At 59.3% G+C, this 18,632-nt stretch carries 12 protein-coding genes and 4 pseudogenes; 10 read left to right on the top strand and 6 right to left on the bottom strand.

Features of this window, described 5'->3' with window-relative positions; translation table 11 throughout:
- Nucleotides 1-17: 17 nt before the first annotated feature.
- Nucleotides 18-179 (bottom strand): DUF2986 domain-containing protein, encoded by a 162-nt coding sequence (locus ACLD1X_RS14250; protein WP_429368588.1) that lies wholly within the window; start codon nt 177-179, stop codon nt 18-20.
- 57 nt (nt 180-236) lie between these two features.
- Nucleotides 237-365, bottom strand: a pseudogene (locus ACLD1X_RS14245) (nucleotidyltransferase family protein); the annotation flags it as partial.
- Nucleotides 366-496: 131 nt separating this feature from the next.
- Between ACLD1X_RS14245 and ACLD1X_RS14240 the strand changes: the two are divergent.
- The 6 genes and pseudogenes from ACLD1X_RS14240 to ACLD1X_RS14215 all read left to right on the top strand — a co-directional run bounded on the left by ACLD1X_RS14240 (nt 497) and on the right by ACLD1X_RS14215 (nt 7,990).
- Nucleotides 497-1,834, top strand: a complete 1,338-nt coding sequence (locus ACLD1X_RS14240; protein ID WP_429368586.1) for an MFS transporter — start codon at nt 497-499, stop codon at nt 1,832-1,834.
- A gap of 136 nt (nt 1,835-1,970) precedes the next feature.
- Nucleotides 1,971-2,195 (top strand): annotated as a pseudogene (locus ACLD1X_RS14235) (AAA family ATPase); the annotation flags it as partial.
- Between the two features lie 297 nt (nt 2,196-2,492).
- Nucleotides 2,493-2,771 (top strand): annotated as a pseudogene (locus ACLD1X_RS14230) (PAS domain-containing protein); the annotation flags it as partial.
- A gap of 312 nt (nt 2,772-3,083) precedes the next feature.
- Nucleotides 3,084-4,058 (top strand): annotated as a pseudogene (locus ACLD1X_RS14225) (methyl-accepting chemotaxis protein); the annotation flags it as partial.
- A 651-nt stretch (nt 4,059-4,709) separates the two neighbouring features.
- Nucleotides 4,710-6,110, top strand: a complete 1,401-nt coding sequence (locus ACLD1X_RS14220) for an MFS transporter (RefSeq protein ID WP_429368584.1) — start codon at nt 4,710-4,712, stop codon at nt 6,108-6,110.
- A gap of 179 nt (nt 6,111-6,289) precedes the next feature.
- Complete coding sequence (locus tag ACLD1X_RS14215; protein WP_429368582.1) at nt 6,290-7,990, top strand: aspartate:alanine exchanger family transporter; 1,701 nt, start codon at nt 6,290-6,292, stop codon at nt 7,988-7,990.
- Between the two features lie 120 nt (nt 7,991-8,110).
- On the opposite strand, the gene ACLD1X_RS14210 is transcribed toward ACLD1X_RS14215, so the two are convergent.
- From ACLD1X_RS14210 to ACLD1X_RS14200, 3 genes are all read right to left on the bottom strand, one after another.
- On the bottom strand, nt 8,111-9,016 hold the full coding sequence (locus tag ACLD1X_RS14210) for an amino acid ABC transporter substrate-binding protein (protein WP_429368580.1): 906 nt from the start codon (nt 9,014-9,016) through the stop codon (nt 8,111-8,113).
- Between the two features lie 48 nt (nt 9,017-9,064).
- Nucleotides 9,065-10,405: a putrescine-ornithine antiporter gene (gene potE / locus ACLD1X_RS14205; protein ID WP_429368578.1), complete on the bottom strand. Its 1,341-nt coding sequence runs from the start codon at nt 10,403-10,405 to the stop codon at nt 9,065-9,067.
- Nucleotides 10,406-10,888: 483 nt separating this feature from the next.
- Nucleotides 10,889-11,761 (bottom strand): DNA/RNA non-specific endonuclease, encoded by an 873-nt coding sequence (locus tag ACLD1X_RS14200; RefSeq protein WP_429368576.1) that lies wholly within the window; start codon nt 11,759-11,761, stop codon nt 10,889-10,891.
- Nucleotides 11,762-12,106: 345 nt separating this feature from the next.
- Between ACLD1X_RS14200 and ACLD1X_RS14195 the strand changes: the two genes are divergently transcribed.
- The 4 genes from ACLD1X_RS14195 to ACLD1X_RS14180 all read left to right on the top strand — a co-directional run bounded on the left by ACLD1X_RS14195 (nt 12,107) and on the right by ACLD1X_RS14180 (nt 17,784).
- Nucleotides 12,107-13,615, top strand: coding sequence for a PLP-dependent aminotransferase family protein (locus tag ACLD1X_RS14195; RefSeq protein WP_429368574.1), 1,509 nt, complete (start codon nt 12,107-12,109; stop codon nt 13,613-13,615).
- Between the two features lie 112 nt (nt 13,616-13,727).
- Complete coding sequence (locus ACLD1X_RS14190; RefSeq protein ID WP_429368572.1) at nt 13,728-14,798, top strand: sugar phosphate isomerase/epimerase family protein; 1,071 nt, start codon at nt 13,728-13,730, stop codon at nt 14,796-14,798.
- Nucleotides 14,799-14,849: 51 nt separating this feature from the next.
- Nucleotides 14,850-16,115 carry an MFS transporter gene (locus tag ACLD1X_RS14185; protein WP_429368570.1) on the top strand — a complete coding sequence of 422 codons (1,266 nt, stop codon included), beginning with the start codon at nt 14,850-14,852 and terminating at the stop codon, nt 16,113-16,115.
- Nucleotides 16,116-16,296: 181 nt separating this feature from the next.
- A complete protein-coding gene (locus ACLD1X_RS14180) occupies nt 16,297-17,784 on the top strand; it encodes a sensor histidine kinase (RefSeq protein WP_429368568.1) in 1,488 nt (495 codons plus the stop codon).
- Here the strand turns inward: ACLD1X_RS14180 and ACLD1X_RS14175 are convergent, their stop codons facing one another.
- Entirely contained in the window at nt 17,785-18,483 is a 699-nt protein-coding gene (locus ACLD1X_RS14175; protein WP_429368566.1) for a response regulator, read from the bottom strand.
- Between the last annotated feature and the right edge of the window lie 149 nt (nt 18,484-18,632).

Below are 18,632 nucleotides of genomic sequence, written 5' to 3'. Positions count from 1 at the left end.
CGTGCGAGCTACAAGGATCAGCTCTCGGTGGAAGTGACCGGGTCGTGACTGGCTTCCGCCGCCAGCTTCAATCGGTCGGCCTTGCAAATGTATTTGGGCTTGTTCTTCGGTGCCAGTTTGGCACTGGCCTTTTTGGCCTTCTCCTTGAACAGCTGCTTCAGTTTCTTTTGACGGTTCATGTGGTTCTACTCAGCCGGTAATTTTTCAATGATATCAGCTTGAGACATTCAACCGGTTCAACTTTGCGGCGCCATGACCCTGAGCCAGGGCCAGCGAGCCTGATAACTTTTCGCCTTCTGATCGAACAGGACTGGCTTGGGGTTCCTTGGATTGATACGAAGCAGCCCGTGCTCTGTGTCGGCCAATCTGGCGCGAATCATGCGTGATTCAGCGGCATGAAGTCGGTGCTGACTATGTGGATGACACTTTTGAAGTGAGCCACCCCGGTGTCTGCCCCGATAATCGATAGCATACTCACGGACTGTCGAGGTCAAGCATGACGAACGCAACGATGGAACAAGTCAGCCCGCAAACGCTGAGAAGAGTGATCGTGGCCGCCGGCATCGGCAATTTCGTCGAGTGGTTCGACTTTGCCGTCTATGGCTTTCTGGCCACGACCATTGCCCAGCAGTTTTTCCCCAGCGGCGATGCCAGTGCCGCGCTGCTCAAGACCTTTGCGGTATTCGCCGTGGCCTTTGCGTTTCGGCCCCTTGGCGGGATTTTCTTCGGCATGCTCGGTGACCGTATCGGTCGCAAGCGGACCCTGGCGATGACCATTCTGCTGATGGCCAGTGCGACAACCCTGATCGGCCTGCTGCCCACTTATGCGGCGATCGGCGTCATGGCGCCGGTTCTTCTGTCCCTGATCCGTTGCGCCCAGGGCTTTTCCGCCGGGGGAGAATACGCAGGAGCCTGTGCCTACCTGATGGAACACGCTCCGAGTGACAAGCGCGCCTGGTACGGCAGCTTCATTCCGGTGTCGACATTTTCCGCCTTTGCCGCGGCAGCCGTGGTGGCCTACGCACTCGAGGCGTCTTTGTCGGCCGAAGCAATGGGCAGTTGGGGCTGGCGTCTGCCGTTCCTGATTGCCGCGCCCCTGGGCCTGGTCGGTCTTTACTTGCGCTGGAAGCTCGATGAGACACCGGCCTTCCAGGCGGTGACCCAGGAACACGCAGTCGCGCACTCCCCACTCAAGGAAACCCTGCGCAACCATGGTGCGGCCATCGGCTGCCTGGGCGCCTTTGTGTCACTGACGGCACTGTCGTTTTATATGTTCACCACCTATTTCGCGACCTACCTGCAAGTCGCCGGCGGCCTGAGTCGCGCCACGGCGTTGCTGGTGTCACTGATTGCGTTGCTGTTCGCCGCGGCGATCTGCCCGTTGGCCGGGCTGTATTCGGACCGGGTCGGGCGTCGAATGACCGTGGTGACGGCTTGCGTATTGTTGATCGTGATCGTGTATCCATCGTTCCTGATGGCCAGTTCCGGCTCGTTCGCAGCCTCCATCGTCGGCGTCATGCTGCTGGCGATGGGCGCGGTGTTGTGTGGCGTGGTGACGGCAGCCCTGCTCTCGGAAACCTTCCCTACCCGCACCCGCTACACTGCCTCGGCGATCACCTACAACATGGCGTACACCCTCTTCGGCGGCACCGCTCCGCTGGTGGCGACATGGCTGATCAGCAGCACCGGCAGTAACCTGTCGCCGGCGTTCTACCTGATCGCCGTTGCATTGCTCGCGCTGGCCGGTGGGCTGGCATTGCCGGAGACCTCAAGGATTTCCCTGCATGACGTTCCCTCGCAAGAGAAAGGCGCAAGCGTGAATGCTACGGCGTGAAAATGAACAGTGCGTGACTCACACAGATAACTGTCTTTAACGGGCCGGCTGAAACCTGCACAATTGCCGGCTTTTTTGACAGGACGTCTCTCGTGCAACGGATTGTAATTCTGGGCAATGCCGGCAGCGGCAAATCCGCCCTCGCCCTGACCTTGCAACCGGCTGTGCAGCAAAGCTCGATCGGGCGTTCCTGACGTTCCTGGCGTTCGTGTGGCATTTCGATCGAGGCTACCGACCGGGTATCGAGGCGGTACGCCTGGCCATAGGCCCGAAGATTCCTGAGTTGCATTTGCGCAATAACCGACAGATAGCCGCCTTTCTCCATGGCTTGCCGGCAATGCCTGGAGCCTGCCTCGAATAGAGGCGCGACAGCATCCCTCACCCAAGGCTATGCCGTGCCCCCCTCAGCGTTTCTCGATCCAGAACTCACTTGAATCAATATTGGGCAGGATTCCACAGCCGCATCGCGGACTTGTCATGAAATGAAAAGAATTTGTCGTCGGAAGAAGGGTCGCCAACCTTCACCGTCCATAAATTCCTCTTCGGGCCCGCACGTTGAACGCCACGATTTGACGGCAGGCCCGGCCGACGCAATGTCTGGGCGCCTGTCTGATTCATATGCTCAATATCATAATAATAATCCGAGGGGTCGCATTGTATGCGCGTGAATTTACCCGTAACCGAGCATGAAAGAGTATTCCCCGCCGAGCAACGGTTGATCTCCACGACCGATCTGGATAGCCGAATCACCTACTGCAACGACGCCTTTGTTGCCATCAGCGGTTTCACTTACGACGAACTGATCGATCAGCCGCACAACCTGGTACGACACCCCGATATGCCACCCGGGGTATTCATCCATATGTGGCACACCATCAAGCAGGGCAAACCCTGGATGGGCATCGTGAAAAACCGCGCAAAAAATGGTGACTTCTATTGGGTCAGTGCCTACGTCACGCCCATCTATGAGAACGGACGCCTGAGTGGGTACGAGTCCGTTCGTTCACTGCCCACCCGCGACCAGGTCCGCCGGGCATCTGCACTCTATGCAAGGATGCGGGCCGGCAAGCCGATCGTTTCGCTGAGCGCGCGGATTTTCTGGCCGCTGCAGAACGGGTGGCCACTGCTGATCGCCGGGGGCATTGCGCTGCTCGGTGATCAGTGGCTGCCCAAAGTCGCGGCACAGGGAGTGCTGGTGGCGAGCCTGACCATTGCCTGGTATTTGATCGAGTCGCGACATCGCAAAGCCATCGAGCGCACCCTGGCCGAGCATCCAAAAGCCTTTTCCGATCCGTTGGTCGCGCTTACTTATAGCGACAACCACGGCCCCCAGGGGCGTCTGGACATGGCCATGGTCAGTGAGGAAGCGCGCCTGCAGACCGCCCTTTCCCGGCTCGTCGATGCCGGGGTCAACGTCAAGGCCAAGGCCGCGCAGTCGTCAGAACTCTCCGGCTCCCAGGCGCAGTCGCTGGATCGTCAGCGCAGTGAAACCGATCAGTCTGCCGCCGCGATTTCACAGATGGCCGCGACCATTCTGGAAGTCACGCAAAACGTCGTCAGCACCGCACATGCGGCATCGGAGGCTGACCAGCTGACCCGCGAAGGCAGCGAGCTGGCACAACAAAGCCTGAGCGCCATGAAAACCATGCATGAGGCGGTCAGCGAAATTGGCCAGGCGGTCAATGCACTGGCGAGCGAAACGCAATCGATCGGCAGTGTCGTCGATGTCATCACATCCATTGCCGAGCAGACCAACCTTCTGGCGCTCAATGCGGCCATCGAGGCGGCCCGGGCCGGCGAGCAAGGACGCGGTTTTGCCGTGGTTGCCGACGAGGTGCGCTCCCTTGCCCAGCGTACCCGTACCTCCACCGAACAGATCCACGGCATCATCGCGTCGCTCTACACCGGTGCCGATCGCGCCGTATCAACGGCCAATCGTGGCGAGCAGATTTCCCGCGAAAGCATGCAAAGTGTCGAAGCGGTGCAGTCGGCACTGGTCGGCATCAGCCAGGCCGTCACCCGGATAACCGGCATGAGCCAGCAGATGGCCTCGGCGTCCGAAGAACAAAGCCACGTGGCTGAAGACATCAATCAACAGATCACGCGCATCGCCCAGCTGTGCGATCACAGCGCCGGGCAGGCCACGCAAGGCGCCGCGATCAGCCAGGACCTTGAAGTCATGGCCGAGTACCTGCACAGCCTGGCCGAGCGTTTCAGCCGATAGCCATTGGCGCCTGTTGCCCATCTTGCGTGCGGACAACAGGCAGCCATCGCAAACAGTCGTTCGCACGCTTGCGCGAACCGAAAATCGCGACAACACACCCCACCAGTCATCGGACAACCCCGCAAAATCCTGGCCAATACCCAAACGGCCAAAGCCAACATCCAAAAAATCAAAACCTTAGGTTTAAAGCCATAGCCCTACGCGAATCAGCCGATTCAAAGCCGGACGGACGGTGATCGTTCGTATTGACAGCCCCCGGGAGAAATCGATATAAGGTCATCGTTGTACGACGTCTTACAATTTGTCAGCAGACTGACTTTAAAAATAAAAATGAGTCGAAGCCCATCATGACGCCTACTTACTTCCCTCCCCCCGCCTTTCTCATTGCCACTTCCGATGGCTCGAACCTGGCTGCCTGCCTTTTTGCGCGCTCCGGCCCGGTGCGCACGACTGTGCCTCTCGCCCGACAGCTCTAGCCGAACATCACTTTTTGGCCACAGGGCTCAAGAGCGCTTGTTTCCAGAAAGTCGGCGACAAGTGCCGATGACAGTCCCGGCGCTGACCATGCGCAGGCCGGCAATGCTCCAAGACCCAATCGATCTCGCTTTAAACCGAGAGATCATCACCATAATTCAACAATAAAGTGATGCCATGAATCTGAACGAGCCCATCAATCCGCAACGCATTGGCCAAGCTGTTGGCAAATATCGCTGGACCATCTGTGCGCTGTTGTTTTTTGCTACCACGGTCAATTACCTGGACCGCCAGGTACTCAGTCTGTTGGCACCGGAACTGTCGACGCAATTTGGCTGGAGCAACACTGACTACGCCAACATCGCCTCGGTCTTTCAGTTCGTCTACGCGATTTCCATGCTGTTTGCCGGTCGCTTGGTCGACAAGATCGGCACCAGGACGGCCTACGTGGCAGCGATTGCCATCTGGTCTACGGGCGCAATCATGCACGCCTTTGCGGTGCCGATGGGAGAAGGTATCGCCAGTCTGAGCAGTGCATTGGGGCTCGCTGTCATACCTGTATCGATCGCCGGCTTCATGCTGTCACGCGCAGTGCTCGCGATAGGCGAAGCGGGCAACTTCCCGATCGCGATCAAGGCGACGGCCGAATACTTTCCGAAGAAAGAGCGGTCTTTCGCCACCGGCATCTTCAACTCCGGTGCGAACGTGGGCGCGATTCTGGCCCCGATCTGTGTGCCGTTGATCGCCGGGATCTGGGGCTGGGAGGCGGCTTTCATCGTGATCGGGATGCTGGGCTTCGTTTGGGTGGCCGTATGGATTGCGTTGTACGAAAACCCGGAAAAGCAAAAGCGTCTGTCGGCCCAGGAACTGGCCTATATCCGCAGTGACGCGCAAGAGATCTCCAGCCCGAAGACCGCGGACGTCGCGGCCAAAAAAGTATCATGGTTCAAGTTGCTGACATATCGCCAGACGTGGGCCTTTGCTTTCGGCAAATTCATGACCGATGGCGTTTGGTGGTTCTTCCTGTTCTGGCTTCCAACCTACCTGTCGGCTCAGTACGGCATGAAAGGTTCGGCCATCGTGTTCCCCTTGGCCGTTTTGTACACCATGACCATGGTGGGCAGTATCGGTGGTGGCTGGTTTCCCAGTTACTTCATGTCACGTGGCGACGCGCCGTATGACGGCCGCATGAAAGCCATGCTGGTGATCGCTTGCTTCCCGCTGCTGGTATTGCTGGCGCAGCCGTTGGGCTACATCAGTTTCTGGGTACCGGTTTTGTTGATCGGGGTGGGCGCTTCGGCGCATCAGGCGTGGTCGTGCAACATTTTCACCACGGTATCCGACATGTTCCCGCAAAAGTCGATCGCCTCGGTCGTCGGCATTGGCGGTCTGGCAGGTGGCCTTGGCGGCGTCGTGATGACCAAGACCGGCGGTTGGGTGATTGACCATTACAAGTTGCTTGGAGATATCCATACCGGCTACATGATCATGTTCGCCATCTGCGCCGTTGCCTATCTGGTCGCGTGGAGCGTGATGAAGGCTTTGGTTCCACGTCACAAGGAAATCACTGACCTCTGAGCGACGGAGCACCGCGCTGCGAACTGAAACGCAACGCGCTTTGATCAAAAGACTGAAAACGCCCGCAAGGTTGAATCCTGGCGGGCGTTTTCAGTTACGGGCCAACCCCGCGCGGATTCAGACGCTACGCTAGTTCCTGGCAGCAGGCATTCACGTAGCGAAGACAGGGGATTCAAACAGTGCAGGCACTTTTCTCGTTTCTCAATGACAACCCCTACATGTTGCTGTTCCTGGTGGTGAGCCTGGCGGTGCTGATTGGCCGCTTCACCATCAAGGGTTACGGGTTGGGCACAGTCGGCGGCGCCATCGTGGTTGGCTGTGGCATCGCCATTGCCGCGTCCCTCTATGGCGTCACGTTCAAGCTCGACACCTTCACCATGAACCTCTTCTATTACCTGTTCATGTACGGGGTCGGTTTGCGCGTCGGTCCCTCCTTCCTCAATAGCCTGAAGGATGACGGGCTGAAGTTCACCCTCCTGGCGGTCATCTGCAGTGTGTTCAGCCTGGCCGTGGTGGTAGTGGGCACCCGTCTTTTCAACTTGCCGACAGGCGCGGCCGGCGGAATCCTCGCCGGGGCCACGACCATGTCCTCGGCCATCGGCTCGGCCGAACAGGCGGTGGCCTCAGGCGCCGTCCACCTGGCACCGGGCGACACGGTCGAGGGGGTGTCCGCGATGATTACCCTGTCCTATGGCATCACTTACATCTGGGGCACTGTCGGCATCGTACTGATGTGCAAATACATGCCGCGCTGGTGGGGTGTGGATGCCAGGTCGGCAGCCCGTCGTTATGAGGAACAGCACGGGATGCACGATCTCGAGGACGACGGCCTGACCGCTGACAAGGTCTTCGGATTGCGCGCTTATCACCTGCAAAACCGTACGACAGCCGGCCTCACCATCCGCGAATTTCTTGCCCGATTCCCTGAGTATCGTGTCGTCAATGTGCATCGCGACGATAAGTCGCTTGGGGCAGATCCTGATATACGGTTGCAGTTGGGCGATGTGATAACCCTGGGCGGCACACGTACAGGCCTCACGGCCAACATCGGTCTGATCGGCCCGGAGGTCGATGACGCCAGGGCGCTCGCCGTACCTCTGGATCATGCGGAGATACTGGTCACCGAGAAGGCCGTCATCGGCAAGAAGCTCAGGGAGTTCCGCGGACTGGACCTGGCCGGGCAGGTCCAGTTGACGCGCATCCAGCGCGGCGGAGTACCACTGCCCGCAGGGCCGGAGACCACGTTGCAACGCCGCGACGTGCTTTTCGTCACCGGCCTGTCCGACGCGGTGCAACGTGCGGGCGAGTTGTTCGGCGTCATCGCCCGGCCCAGCAGCATGACCGATCTGTTGACGCTGTTTGTCGGAATGACCCTGGGGCTGTTGATCGGCTTGATCCAGTTCCCCGCCTTTGGCGCTTCGGTCGGCCTGGGTAGCGCTGGCGGCCTGATGGTGTCGGGAATCATCGTCTCGTCACTGTCCTCGCGCCTGCGCTTCTTCGGCAATACGCCCAGCGCTGCGCGTAACATCCTTGAAGACATGGGCCTGTTGGTGTTCGTTGCCATCGTCGGGATCAATGCCGGCGCCACCCTGCTCGCGCAACTGACGGGAACGCTCGCCGTGCAGATATTCCTGGTGGGCTTCGTCACCTGCATGCTGCCGCCGTTTGCCGTCTGGGTGGTTGGCTATCACTTGATGAAAATCAATCCGGCGGTACTGATGGGCGGTATGGCCGGTGCCCGCAGTCATTCCGGGCCGTGCATGGAGGCCGCGGCGGAGATCGGCAGCAACGTGCCGTGGGTCGGTTTTCCCGTAGCCTTTGCCGTCTCGGGAATCCTGCTGACGGTCCTCGGCTACTTCGCCATGGTCTTCGCCAATTGACACAGCTCACTTGTAGGAGCGAGCTCGCTCGCGATGGTCGTTAACGAAGACGCGTGCTCATTGACTGAACGCAGCGCCCTTGAATCCATCGCGAGCAAGCTCGCTCCTACAGAATACCCATCAGGGCAACGCATACACCCTGAACAGGTTTTTCACGGTCAGGTTGGTCCCGCCCAGATACTGGTCGTAGGCCTTTTCCACGAAGCCCGAGTAATAGGCTTCACTCAGGGCCGTATCGACCAGCAAGCGGAAGTCTTCGTCGCTGCGATCCACGATCATCGCCACCGGCGAATACTCGAAGATGCGGTCCAGGATCATCAGGTTGCTCGCCGCGCCTTCCTTCGCAACTTCGTTGCGCAACAGCATGCGCTCGGAGAAGAAGGCATCGGCCTTGCCCTGCGCGACCAGCTTGATGCCCTCGTCGATGCTGGCCACGGTCACCAGCGAAGCGATCACGTTGAGCAGGCGCATCTTGTCGCGAATCCAGTCTTCGGTCACCCCGCCCTCGAGGGTCGCGTAGGTCTGGTTGGCCAGGCCATTATTGATGCTGGCACGCCAGGTCGGGCCGGTATTGGCGACCTTGCCATTGAGCACATTGAGCAGCGGTTCGGCCGCATCGTTGCGCACCACCACCGAGAGGCCGGCGGTGTAGATCGGTATGGAGTAGCTGATCATCTTGCGCCGCTCCAGGGTCGGCGGCGTCGGCGTGCAGAGGATATCGACAGTGCCCTGGCTCACGGCACTGACCTCGTCCGAAATCTTTACCGGCTGGTAGTGCACTTGCAGGTCGGGCAGGCCCAGCTCGCTCTTGAGCTTGTCGGCGACTTTCAGGCACAGGTCGATGGCATAACCGCTGGCCTTGTCGCCTTCCTGCTTGCTGAAGGGGGCCAGGTCAGGCAAGTAGCCCAGGGTAAAAGTGTGGCTGCTGCGTACGCGTTCAAGGGTGTTGGCGCCGGCCACTAGCGGCAGCGTCGAGAGTGCGAAGGCCAGCAGCAGTCTGGTGGTAGTGGCAAATGGTACGTTCATGTCCGGTTTCCCCGTATGCAGATGTCTGTACAGTCCTGATGGCCACGCCTAGGGGTTGCCGGCCCTGGCCTGATTGGCCGATGGCGCTTCGGTGAAGCGCTTGGCGAGGAACCCATAGAGCAGGTAGCCGACCGCGAGCACCAGGGTGCCGCCCATCACTGCGTCCTTGCCGCAGGCATACAGGGCGTACAAGGAGTACGTTATCGCAATGATCAGTACCACCACGTTGCGCGAGTAGATCGCTTGCGAGACCCCGGCCTTGTGCATGATCACCAGCAGCCCCGTCAGTGCAGTGATATAGGGGATCAGGTTGGTGACCGCTGCCAGGCTGACCAGCTTGCTGAACTGGGCGGCGGCGTCGGGCGAGATGGTCGACAGGGCCATGAGGGTCTGCAGCACGCCGCAGACGATCATGCCGACCACGGGCGCATTCATCGAATTGACTTTGCTGAACAGCTTGAGGAACAGGTTCTGGTCAGCCGTCATCTTCGCGGTTTGCGCCAGGGTGAATTGCCAGCCCAGCAGCGAGCCGACACAGGCCATGACCGCCAGGGCCATGACGATATTGCCCACCATCGGACTGAATATCGTGGCGTAGACCAACGCGAAGGGCGCCGAGGATTTGGCCAGCTCGGCATTGGGAATGATGCCCTGGATGACGGTGGTCGACAGCACATAGACCACGGCGGCCCCCAGGGTGCCGAACAGGCAGGCCAACGGCACGTTGCGCTTGGGGTTTTCCACGGCATCGGTGGCCTGGGCCGCCGATTCCATGCCCAGGAAGGCCCACAGGGTCAGGGGTATGGCTTTGGCGACGGCTTCGGAAATCGGCAGGCTGTTCGGGTTCCAGGCCGCGGCCAGCACATCGGGCTTGAACCAGAACCAGCCGATGATGCTCAGGCCCGCCACCGGGATGATCACGCCCCACACCGTGAATGCGCCGATCTTGCCGGTGATGCCCGGGCCACCGAAGTTGGCGAAGGTGGTCAGCCAGATCAACGCGATCGTGCCGATGCACAGCGGAATCGCCCCCGTGCCCAGCCACGGCACGAAGGCCGTCATGTAGCCCACCGCCGAAATGGCCACGGCCACGTTGGCGATGGCCAGTGACAGGAAGTACAGGTACGAGCAGAGGAAAAAACCCGACTTCGCGTGGGCTTCCTCGGTGTAGGCGGACAAGCCGCCGGAGCGCGGACAGAACACCCCGCACTGGGCAAAGCAGTAGGCGATGGCCATCGAGCCGATCGCCGTGAAGATCCATGACAGCAGCGAGACGGCACCCAATTGCGCCATATTGGTGGGCAACATGATGATACCCGAACCCATCATGTTGACCGTTACCAGCGTCGTGAGCCCCATCAGGCTCATTTTCTTGCTTGAATCAGCCATCGCAAACTCCTTGCCTTTTCAGAGTCTTGAACCTGAGCCTGGCGACGTGCAGCACGCAGCCGGACAGGTGGGCCAATGCTCACTGCCTGACCAGGTAAACCTTGCAGGTTGGGTGTTGCGCAGGACGATGCTGTCGTCGTTTTCCAGAGCCATGGTCACGATCAGCACGAAGCAGTGCTGCGCCAGACAGGAAATTTGCGCGGGTATCTCGAAAGGAATCCCGGGCCGCACCGGCGGCCGCGATTTTCAAAGCGTTCATAACCAGAATATCTCGGTCTGTTTGACGTTGAAGTTCCTGGGACGAATATCTGTGCAGGCATCATGTCCCGGGGTCAGGAGCGATTGCCCTATTGGGTATAGTTCAAATTTACAAATTGTTACTACCGGCCGGATTTATTTCCCGGACCTTTCTTTTGCGCGGTCCATGGCGATGAAACACCCCATCGGTTGCAACCAACCTTTGGGGTGCTGCTCATCCAGCCATCAAGTGCGCCCTGCGGACCCCGTGACCGGTAGATTGCCCAGCAACTTGAGTCCTGTGGTCTTCACGAAAGCCTCATAGTCCATCGGCCTTTCGATACGGGTTTCACCGTTGGGCAGCACGTAGGCCCAGGCACGTTGCGACGAGGCGTCGTACACCAGCTTGAACAGGCGCGTCGGCACCCAGACCTGGTTGTCGCCGATGGTGGAGTGGCCAGGGTCGAACAGCGGGCCGGTAAAGACAAACACGTTGCCATCGGCGCGCTTGGCAAACTTCCTGACATCCGACTCGACCTTGCTCCAGATCTTGCGGTTGTTGGTCGGGTCTTGCGGCACCATGTTCGACAGCGCAAAGGATTGCGCCATGGCATTGGCGTTCGGTGCATCGGCCGCCGGGGATTGATGACCACGGTCCACGGCCGGATGCTGGCTGCGGTAGTCGCTCAACTCGGCGCGCCCACTCTTGGGGATGCGTGGGTCAGGATAGAACTGGTTGGTGCGCTCTTCCCCTTTGGCATCCTGCAACTGCGCTGCATTCAGGCGTTCGACCACCACCAGCGGGGTCTTGCTGGTTTGCGAGTACAGCACCGCGAAGTTATCGGAACACAGCGCCAGGGGTTTCATGGTTGCCGGCACTGTGGCGGTGTTGATCGGTTTCGCTGCCGGGAACAGCTCTGCACAACCGTCAAACGATGCCTGTCTTTGTTTGTTCGAGTAGAGGTCCAGGGCCGCACCCTGGCTGATCGAGCCCGAGCGGGATGCGGGTTCATGATGCGCGGCGGGCGGTTTGAGCAGATCCAGCAGGCTGCGGGCTTCAGCCCCGGACGAGAGCAAAACAAGGGCCGACAGCCCAACTGCAATTTTGCGTAGGTACATGGGTTAAATCTTCGAAAGGGATTGAGGGGTAACCGTAGGGCGAGTCCCGATTCACGGAACCAGGTGGAGGCTGTTGCTGATTATGTGGCGGCGAGCATGCTTTCACTGTCCTTGATCAAATGGCCGATGCGGGGGCCGGTCGGTTCCGGGTCGTTCGACCGCCGAGGGTCGGACGCGGTCTATTGACCATGCCAGCACATGTTAGTGCGCAGCAGTGCTGAAATTCCATTAGGGTCTTTTGCACTGTACCAATGCCTGTGGTGGATGACTTATCCAGTACTGCTCGATACCCTTTCGCATCCAGGTGCCTGACGGCAATTCACACACTATCCAGACGAACAAACAATGAAATCCTCCGCCGGTTTGCTGTTGTCAGGTATCGAGCTGGACCGTGCCAGTTCCATCCCCTTGTACCGCCAACTCTACTTGCAGATTCGCAAACAGATACTCGGCGGCAGGATTCAGGGCGGCGTACGCCTGCCGTCCACCCGGACCTTGAGCAAAGAACTGCAGCTTTCGCGAATCAGCATTCTCAATGCGTTCGATCAACTGATTGCCGAAGGTTTTCTGACGTCGCGGACCGGGGCCGGGACCTATGTCGGCCATGAATGGGAAAACCGCGGCATTGATGACGACAAGCACCCGCGCCAGCCTCCTCGCCTGTCCGATCTGAGCCAGTCCATGCTGTCGTTGCGCAGCGATCATTTCCGCGGCGTTTCCTATGCCGACTGGGCGACCGGGAGCCCGACTTCGTTCCTGCCCAGCCACAGCGCCTACGATGCGTTTCCGCAAACCGTCTGGAAGCGGCTGTTGAATCGCCATCTGCACAAGCCGACCAAGGCCATGCTCGGTTATGGCGAACTGCAAGGATTGCTGGCCCTGCGCGAGGCGATTGCCGAATACGTCTTTGATGCCCGGGGCATCGACTGCAGTGCCGAGCAGGTGGTCATCGTTTCCGGCGCCCAGCAAGCCTTCAACCTGCTGGGCATGCTGTTGCTCAATCCGCAGGACAGCTTCTGGATGGAGGATCCGGGGCATATCGCGGCGCGCATTGCGCTCCAGGCCCAGGGCGGGCTGGTGGTCCCGTTGCGTATCGACGAACAGGGGATCGATATCCGGCAAGGCCTGGCCGAGTGCCCTGACGCCCGCCTGGTGTTTACCACCCCTTCCCGTCAGCATCCCTTGGGCATCACCATGAGCTACGCCCGGCGCCAGGAACTCATCGACTGGGCCGCGCGCAATCAAAGCTGGATCATCGAGGACGACTGCGACAGCGAATTTCGCTACAACGGTCGCCCGCTGCCGGCACTCTATGCCATGGACCAATGGGCCCGGGTCATCTATGCCGGAACGTTCAGCAAAGTGCTCTTCCCCTCGCTGCGACTGGGTTACGTAATACTGCCGAACGCCTTGATCGAACCTTTCTGCACCCTGCGCGCGGTCATGGACCGCAGCCCGCCCACACTGCTGCAGGCCGTCACGGCAGACTTCATGCGCGAAGGCCACTTTCTCGGGCATATTCGGCGCATGCGCGCGCTGTACCAGGCTCGCCAGCAGGCACTGGTCGAACAGCTGCAGCAACGCTTGGGCACATTCTTCAGGATCACGCCCGTGGAAGCCGGCATGCACCTGATCGCCTGGTTGCCCGCGCATCTTGATGGCGACACCCTGGCCAAGGAGCTCGGCCAACACGGCATTCATACCTATGCCCTGAGTGACTACTGCCTCAAGCATGTCTTGCCGCCGGCGCTGCTGATCGGTTTTGCCAGCACCCCTGAGGACCAGGCCCAGGCGCGCGTCGAAGCGCTTGCCCAGGCCTTGAGCAAGCTCGGCTACCTGCAGCAGGCCACTTGACCCAAGGCAAGTGGTCTTATGATTTAACTGATAATGGATCTATCGAGAGTTCCTGACTGGCGCGATAAAGGCTGCGCCGGCAGACCCGGCGTCTGAACCAGGAACGACTCCAATGAACAATAAGATCCAGGAACGCTTCAACGCCTTGCTCAGCCACAAGGCTGTCGAGGCCGGGGCACCTCCCGTACTGACCGAGGCACTGGCCCGCCAGTTGCTCGACCGAATTGGGCAATTGCGCCTGTTTGCCCATGCCTATCCCTTGCTGACCAACCTGACCCACGGCCGCGTCACACCCGGCGACCTGCTGGACTTCGCCTATCGCCACGAACTGCAGGGTCTGAGCCTGCATTTGCTCGACGGTGAAGAAAACAGCCTGAGCCAAATGACAGCCGCACAACTTCAGGCGTTCGCTGCCAAGGCCAATGCACTCGGGCTCGATGTGCATCTGGAAATCAGCAGCACCTTGAAAAAGGATGTCGATCAAGTGATCGCCATTGCCAAGGCGCTGGGCACCCGCAACATCCGTGTCTACTCACGCTACGAAGGGGCGCTGTCGCGGGTCATGGACCTGATCGAGACAGACCTGGAGTACCTCGCGCAACAAGCGGACGAGCACGACCTGTTCTTCGACTTCGAGCAGCATGAAGAACTCAAGAGCGCCGAGATCGCGCAACTGCTGAATCGGCTGAACCACCCGCGACTGCATGCCCTGTTCGATTTCGGCAACATGATCAATGCCTGCGAACAGCCTCTTGTGGCACTGCGCACCCTGGCGCCGCACATACGCCAGACCCACCTCAAGGGTGTGCGCATCGTCCCCGAGCAAAACGGCTTCGGGCATTACGGCGTGCTGCAAGGTTGTGACGAAGACGACCTGCCCAACGCGCGCATGTTGTTCGAACTGCTGATGCTCGGCGAATCAACCCCGCAAGTGATCGCCTTCATTCTCGAGCAGGAAAACCACTACGTCGCCCCGGCGTTCCGCCAGCTCGACGAAGCCGCCGACCCGTTCATTGCGTACCGGGAAATGAGTGAAACAGCGCTGCCGCAAGGCTACTCGCTGGAACACATGCTGGCCGATGAACACCGTTGGGCAAACAACCAGGTCGCCTACGTACGAAGCCTGTTGGCCGAGTTCCGGACACTGGCCGAGTTGACCCTGGCCCACTGCCCTGACGCCTGAACCTGATGTGCCGACCGGCACTGCCTACCCGATTACGCCTGGAGAACAATAATGACATCCCATGACAAGGCCAAATGGCTCAGATTCCTGATTCTCATCCTCGGTGGTGGCACCATCTACAAGCTGGCGAACCTCAAGGACGCCTTCTATATCCCCATGCAGGAATTCATGGGGCTGTCCCATACTGAAATCGGCGTGCTGCTGAGCGCCAACGCCATCATTGCCACCGCGTTGTTCGTGTTGGGCGGCGTGCTCGCCGATCGGTACGACACCCGCAAGCTGATTCCTCTGGGCCTGATCGGCACCGGCAGCCTCGGGCTCTACCTGGCGACCTTTCCGCCCTTCAGCAATCTGCTGATCGTGTTCTGCCTGCTGGCGGTGTGTGCTGACTGCATCTTCTGGCCCTCGCTGCTCAAGGCCATCCGCAATCTGGGTGACGACAAAGAACAGGGACGCCTGTTTGGCCTTCTCGAAGGCGGACGTGGCGTCGTTGATACCCTGGTCGCGTTCTCTGCACTGGGCGTGTTCGTCGCCATGGGATCCGGTGAAAACGGCCTGAAATCGGCGATCCTCTTCTACTCGGTCATCGACATTCTTGCCGGCGCCCTGACCTGGCTGCTGCTCAAGGGCGGCACTGGCCAGTCCACCGCCAAGCCGAAGAACGGTTTGGCGAACCTGCTCGAGGCGATCAAGGTGCCGGGTATCTGGCTGGTCAGCCTCAACGTGTTCATGGTCTACATCGTGTACTGCGGCCTGACCTATTTCATTCCCTACCTCAAGGACATGTACGAACTGCCCGTAGCCCTGGTGGGCGCCTATGGCATCATCAACCAGTACTTCCTCAAGATCCTCGGCGGCCCCGCTGGCGGCTTCATTGCCGACAAGCAATTCAAGAGCTCCAGCCGCTATCTGAAGTGGGCATTCCTGGCGCTGTTGCCGCTGATGGGCGCCATCATGCTCATCCCGAAAAGCCCGGGCTTCATCTATGCGGGCATGGCGGCCACCCTCTCCTTCGCGATGATTGTCTTTTCCATGCGCGGCGTGTTCTGGGCACCCATGGGTGAAGTCGGCATTCCCCAGCACATCACAGGCTCGGCCTTTGGCATTGGTTGCCTGATCGGCTATGCACCTGGCATGTTCGCCTACGTCATCTATGGCGCAATCCTCGACCACTTCCCGGGTCAACAGGGCTACAACTACGTGTTCTCGTTGATGAGTGTGCTGGCCATTCTCGGGTTCCTGGTATCCAGCCTGCTGTATCAGGCGGTCCGGAACAATTGCACCGCCACCGGCAAGGTCGGCACAGCGCAAGCCTGAACTTCGCCAAGGCAATCAACCTGACGATCATCGGTGGGGTGTAGTCCATCAGAGAAGCTGTCGGATCGCTATACAGTGAACTACTGTCATTCATGGGCATGGCGCCGACAGCCAATCTCAAGATATCCGTTGAGTTGCAGGGTTTTCGACGGGCTTATCACGATGATCGGGGAACCAGTCGATGGCAAAGAATGCAAAAGCCGAATCGGAAAACGAGACGTTGATCGCGCAGGAGACTGAGGCGTTGGTCGCGCCAATCCCTGTTTCCAACGTGGTTGGCAATGGAGTCTGGCGCAATCGGATCACGGTCCAGGCGCGCAAGTTGAGTCATTCGACCCAGTTTGTCATTGCTGCGGCGGTCATTCTGGGGCTGACCATGTTCTTCGTCGGCAATCTGGTCAGCGAACGCATAGAAAATGCCGCGGTACAAAGCGCAGCAGAAGCAGGCGCGCAGTACATGGATACCTTTCTGGAACCCTATGTGCAGGAGATGAGCCGGGACAACGGCCTTTCGGCCGCAAGCATCCAGTCCCTGGACCACCTCACGGAAAGTCGCTCGCTGAAACATCACATTGTCTCGATCAAGATCTGGCGAGCGGATGGCACGGTGGTCTACAGCACCAATAAAGCCATCACCAACCGCAAGTTCCCGATGAATGAGATCACCCTGGCACTCCAGGGCAAAGTGGTCACCGACCTCAAGGACCTGGACGAGGATGAGAACGAATTCGAGCGCGAACTCAACCTGCCACTCTATGAGATCTACGCGCCCCTGAGGGATTCAACCTCCGGCAAAATCATCGCGGTGGGCGAGTTTTATGAAAAGGCCGACAGTCTCAAGCGCGAGGTCAATCGGGTCCGGCAGCAAGTATGGGTGGTCGTTGGCGCCGCGACACTGGCAATGCTGACGCTGCTTTTTTTCATCGTGCGACGCGGTGACAAGATTATCCAGCAACAACAGGTGGCGCTGCACTTGCGGCTGCAGGAACAAACCCGGTTGCACATCAGCAATGCCGAACTCCAGCGCAAGATAGCGACGGCTACCCAGGAGTTTTCCCGAGTCAACGAACTCACCCTGAGGCGCATAGGTGCAGACCTGCACGATGGGCCGGCGCAGCTATTGACCCTGATTCTGATCCGGCTCGACGACCTGGCCGAAAACTGCTCCTCAGTCGATCAGGAATCTCTGGAAACCATACGTGGCGCTGCCACCGATGCATTGCGTGAAGTCCGTGACTTGTCACGAGGCCTGGCATTTCCGGAAATCAACGACGTGAGCCTGGCGGAAGAGTTGCAACTGGTGGCGCAGCGGCACGAGCAACGTACTGGCACCAAAGTCACATTGACCCTGGGGCTGCTCCCCAAGGCCGCACCACTGCCGCTTAAACTCTGTTTGTACCGTTTTGTGCAAGAAGCCCTCAATAACGCTTACCGTCATGCCAGCGGCGAGGGTCAGGTGATCCAGGCGCAGTACGCGAATGAAGTATTGAAAGTCAGCGTCAGGGACAGTGGCCCGGGTATGGCGGCGGACGCCATGCTGGTCGAGAAGGCCGGCAGAACCCGATTGGGGCTCGTCGGTTTGCGTTATCGCGTTGAATCCCTGGGCGGGTTGTTCAGCATCGACTCCTGCGCCTCGGGTACATCGGTCAATGCCCAGTTCAAACTCTAGTCAGGAGTCGCTCCGGGTATCCACTGGCGTTTGCTCTGCACCGATGTGAAGTCGCCCGATCGCTTCGCGTTCCCTGTAATGCCGAAGCGCTGTGACTGCTTCGACACGATTGCGTGCGTGCAGTTTCTGCATCACGCACCCCATGTGGTGCTTGACGGTTTTTTCGCTGATCAACAGCTTTGACGCTACTTCCCTGTTGGTCAGGCCTTTGGAAACCTCACGAATGACCTCCTCCTCGCGCTGGGTCAGATCGGCATTGTGAAGTTCGGCTTCGTGTTTCTTGATATTACTCAGCAGTTTGTTGGCAAACTCGGGGGTGATATACGTCCCCCCCTTGGCAACCGACCTGATCGCCAGGATCAGTTCCGGTCCGCTGACACCTTTCAATACATACCCGCGCGCGCCGGCCTCCAGTGCCGAAATGGCATCATCTTCGGATTCTGAAACGGTCAGCATCAGCACCTTCACTTCCGCCAGCTGAGTGGAAATGAACCGCACCGCGGCAAAAACATCGCCCGGCATATTCACGTCCATCAACATCACATCCGGACGCACCCTCTGGGCAATGTCCATGGCTTCGTCGGCATTGGCACCCTGCTCCACGACCTGAAGATCCGCCCGCTTTCGCAACGTATTGGCAACGCCCTCACGCAACATCGGGTGATCGTCGACAATGCCGATGCGTATGAATGGATTCATGACTCACTCCTAAAAGGATCAGCACTGGAACACTCATTGATTAATAGCAGGGAACCGGGGGTTTTGCCGGTCATCAGTCGTATGCCCCAGGCTCCGGGGTTTCGCAAATCAGGCTCAGGTCCTGCCAAACCCCTGCGTCATCCAGCATT

This window comes from Pseudomonas sp. 18173 (genome assembly GCF_050432945.1).
In the GTDB taxonomy this organism is placed as follows: Bacteria; Pseudomonadota; Gammaproteobacteria; order Pseudomonadales; family Pseudomonadaceae; genus Aquipseudomonas.
This window is presented reverse-complemented; position numbering and strand designations above follow the sequence as displayed.

What these genes read in the sequence shown, in the direction of transcription:
- ACLD1X_RS14250 (WP_429368588.1), bottom strand. Translation starts at nt 179, where the DNA reads ATGAACCGTCAAAAGAAACTGAAGCAGCTGTTCAAGGAGAAGGCCAAA.
- ACLD1X_RS14240 (WP_429368586.1), top strand. Translation starts at nt 497, where the DNA reads ATGACGAACGCAACGATGGAACAAGTCAGCCCGCAAACGCTGAGAAGA.
- ACLD1X_RS14220 (WP_429368584.1), top strand. Translation starts at nt 4,710, where the DNA reads ATGAATCTGAACGAGCCCATCAATCCGCAACGCATTGGCCAAGCTGTT.
- ACLD1X_RS14210 (WP_429368580.1), bottom strand. Translation starts at nt 9,016, where the DNA reads ATGAACGTACCATTTGCCACTACCACCAGACTGCTGCTGGCCTTCGCA.
- potE (WP_429368578.1), bottom strand. Translation starts at nt 10,405, where the DNA reads ATGGCTGATTCAAGCAAGAAAATGAGCCTGATGGGGCTCACGACGCTG.
- ACLD1X_RS14200 (WP_429368576.1), bottom strand. Translation starts at nt 11,761, where the DNA reads ATGTACCTACGCAAAATTGCAGTTGGGCTGTCGGCCCTTGTTTTGCTC.
- ACLD1X_RS14195 (WP_429368574.1), top strand. Translation starts at nt 12,107, where the DNA reads ATGAAATCCTCCGCCGGTTTGCTGTTGTCAGGTATCGAGCTGGACCGT.
- ACLD1X_RS14190 (WP_429368572.1), top strand. Translation starts at nt 13,728, where the DNA reads ATGAACAATAAGATCCAGGAACGCTTCAACGCCTTGCTCAGCCACAAG.
- ACLD1X_RS14185 (WP_429368570.1), top strand. Translation starts at nt 14,850, where the DNA reads ATGACATCCCATGACAAGGCCAAATGGCTCAGATTCCTGATTCTCATC.
- ACLD1X_RS14180 (WP_429368568.1), top strand. Translation starts at nt 16,297, where the DNA reads ATGGCAAAGAATGCAAAAGCCGAATCGGAAAACGAGACGTTGATCGCG.
- ACLD1X_RS14175 (WP_429368566.1), bottom strand. Translation starts at nt 18,483, where the DNA reads ATGAATCCATTCATACGCATCGGCATTGTCGACGATCACCCGATGTTG.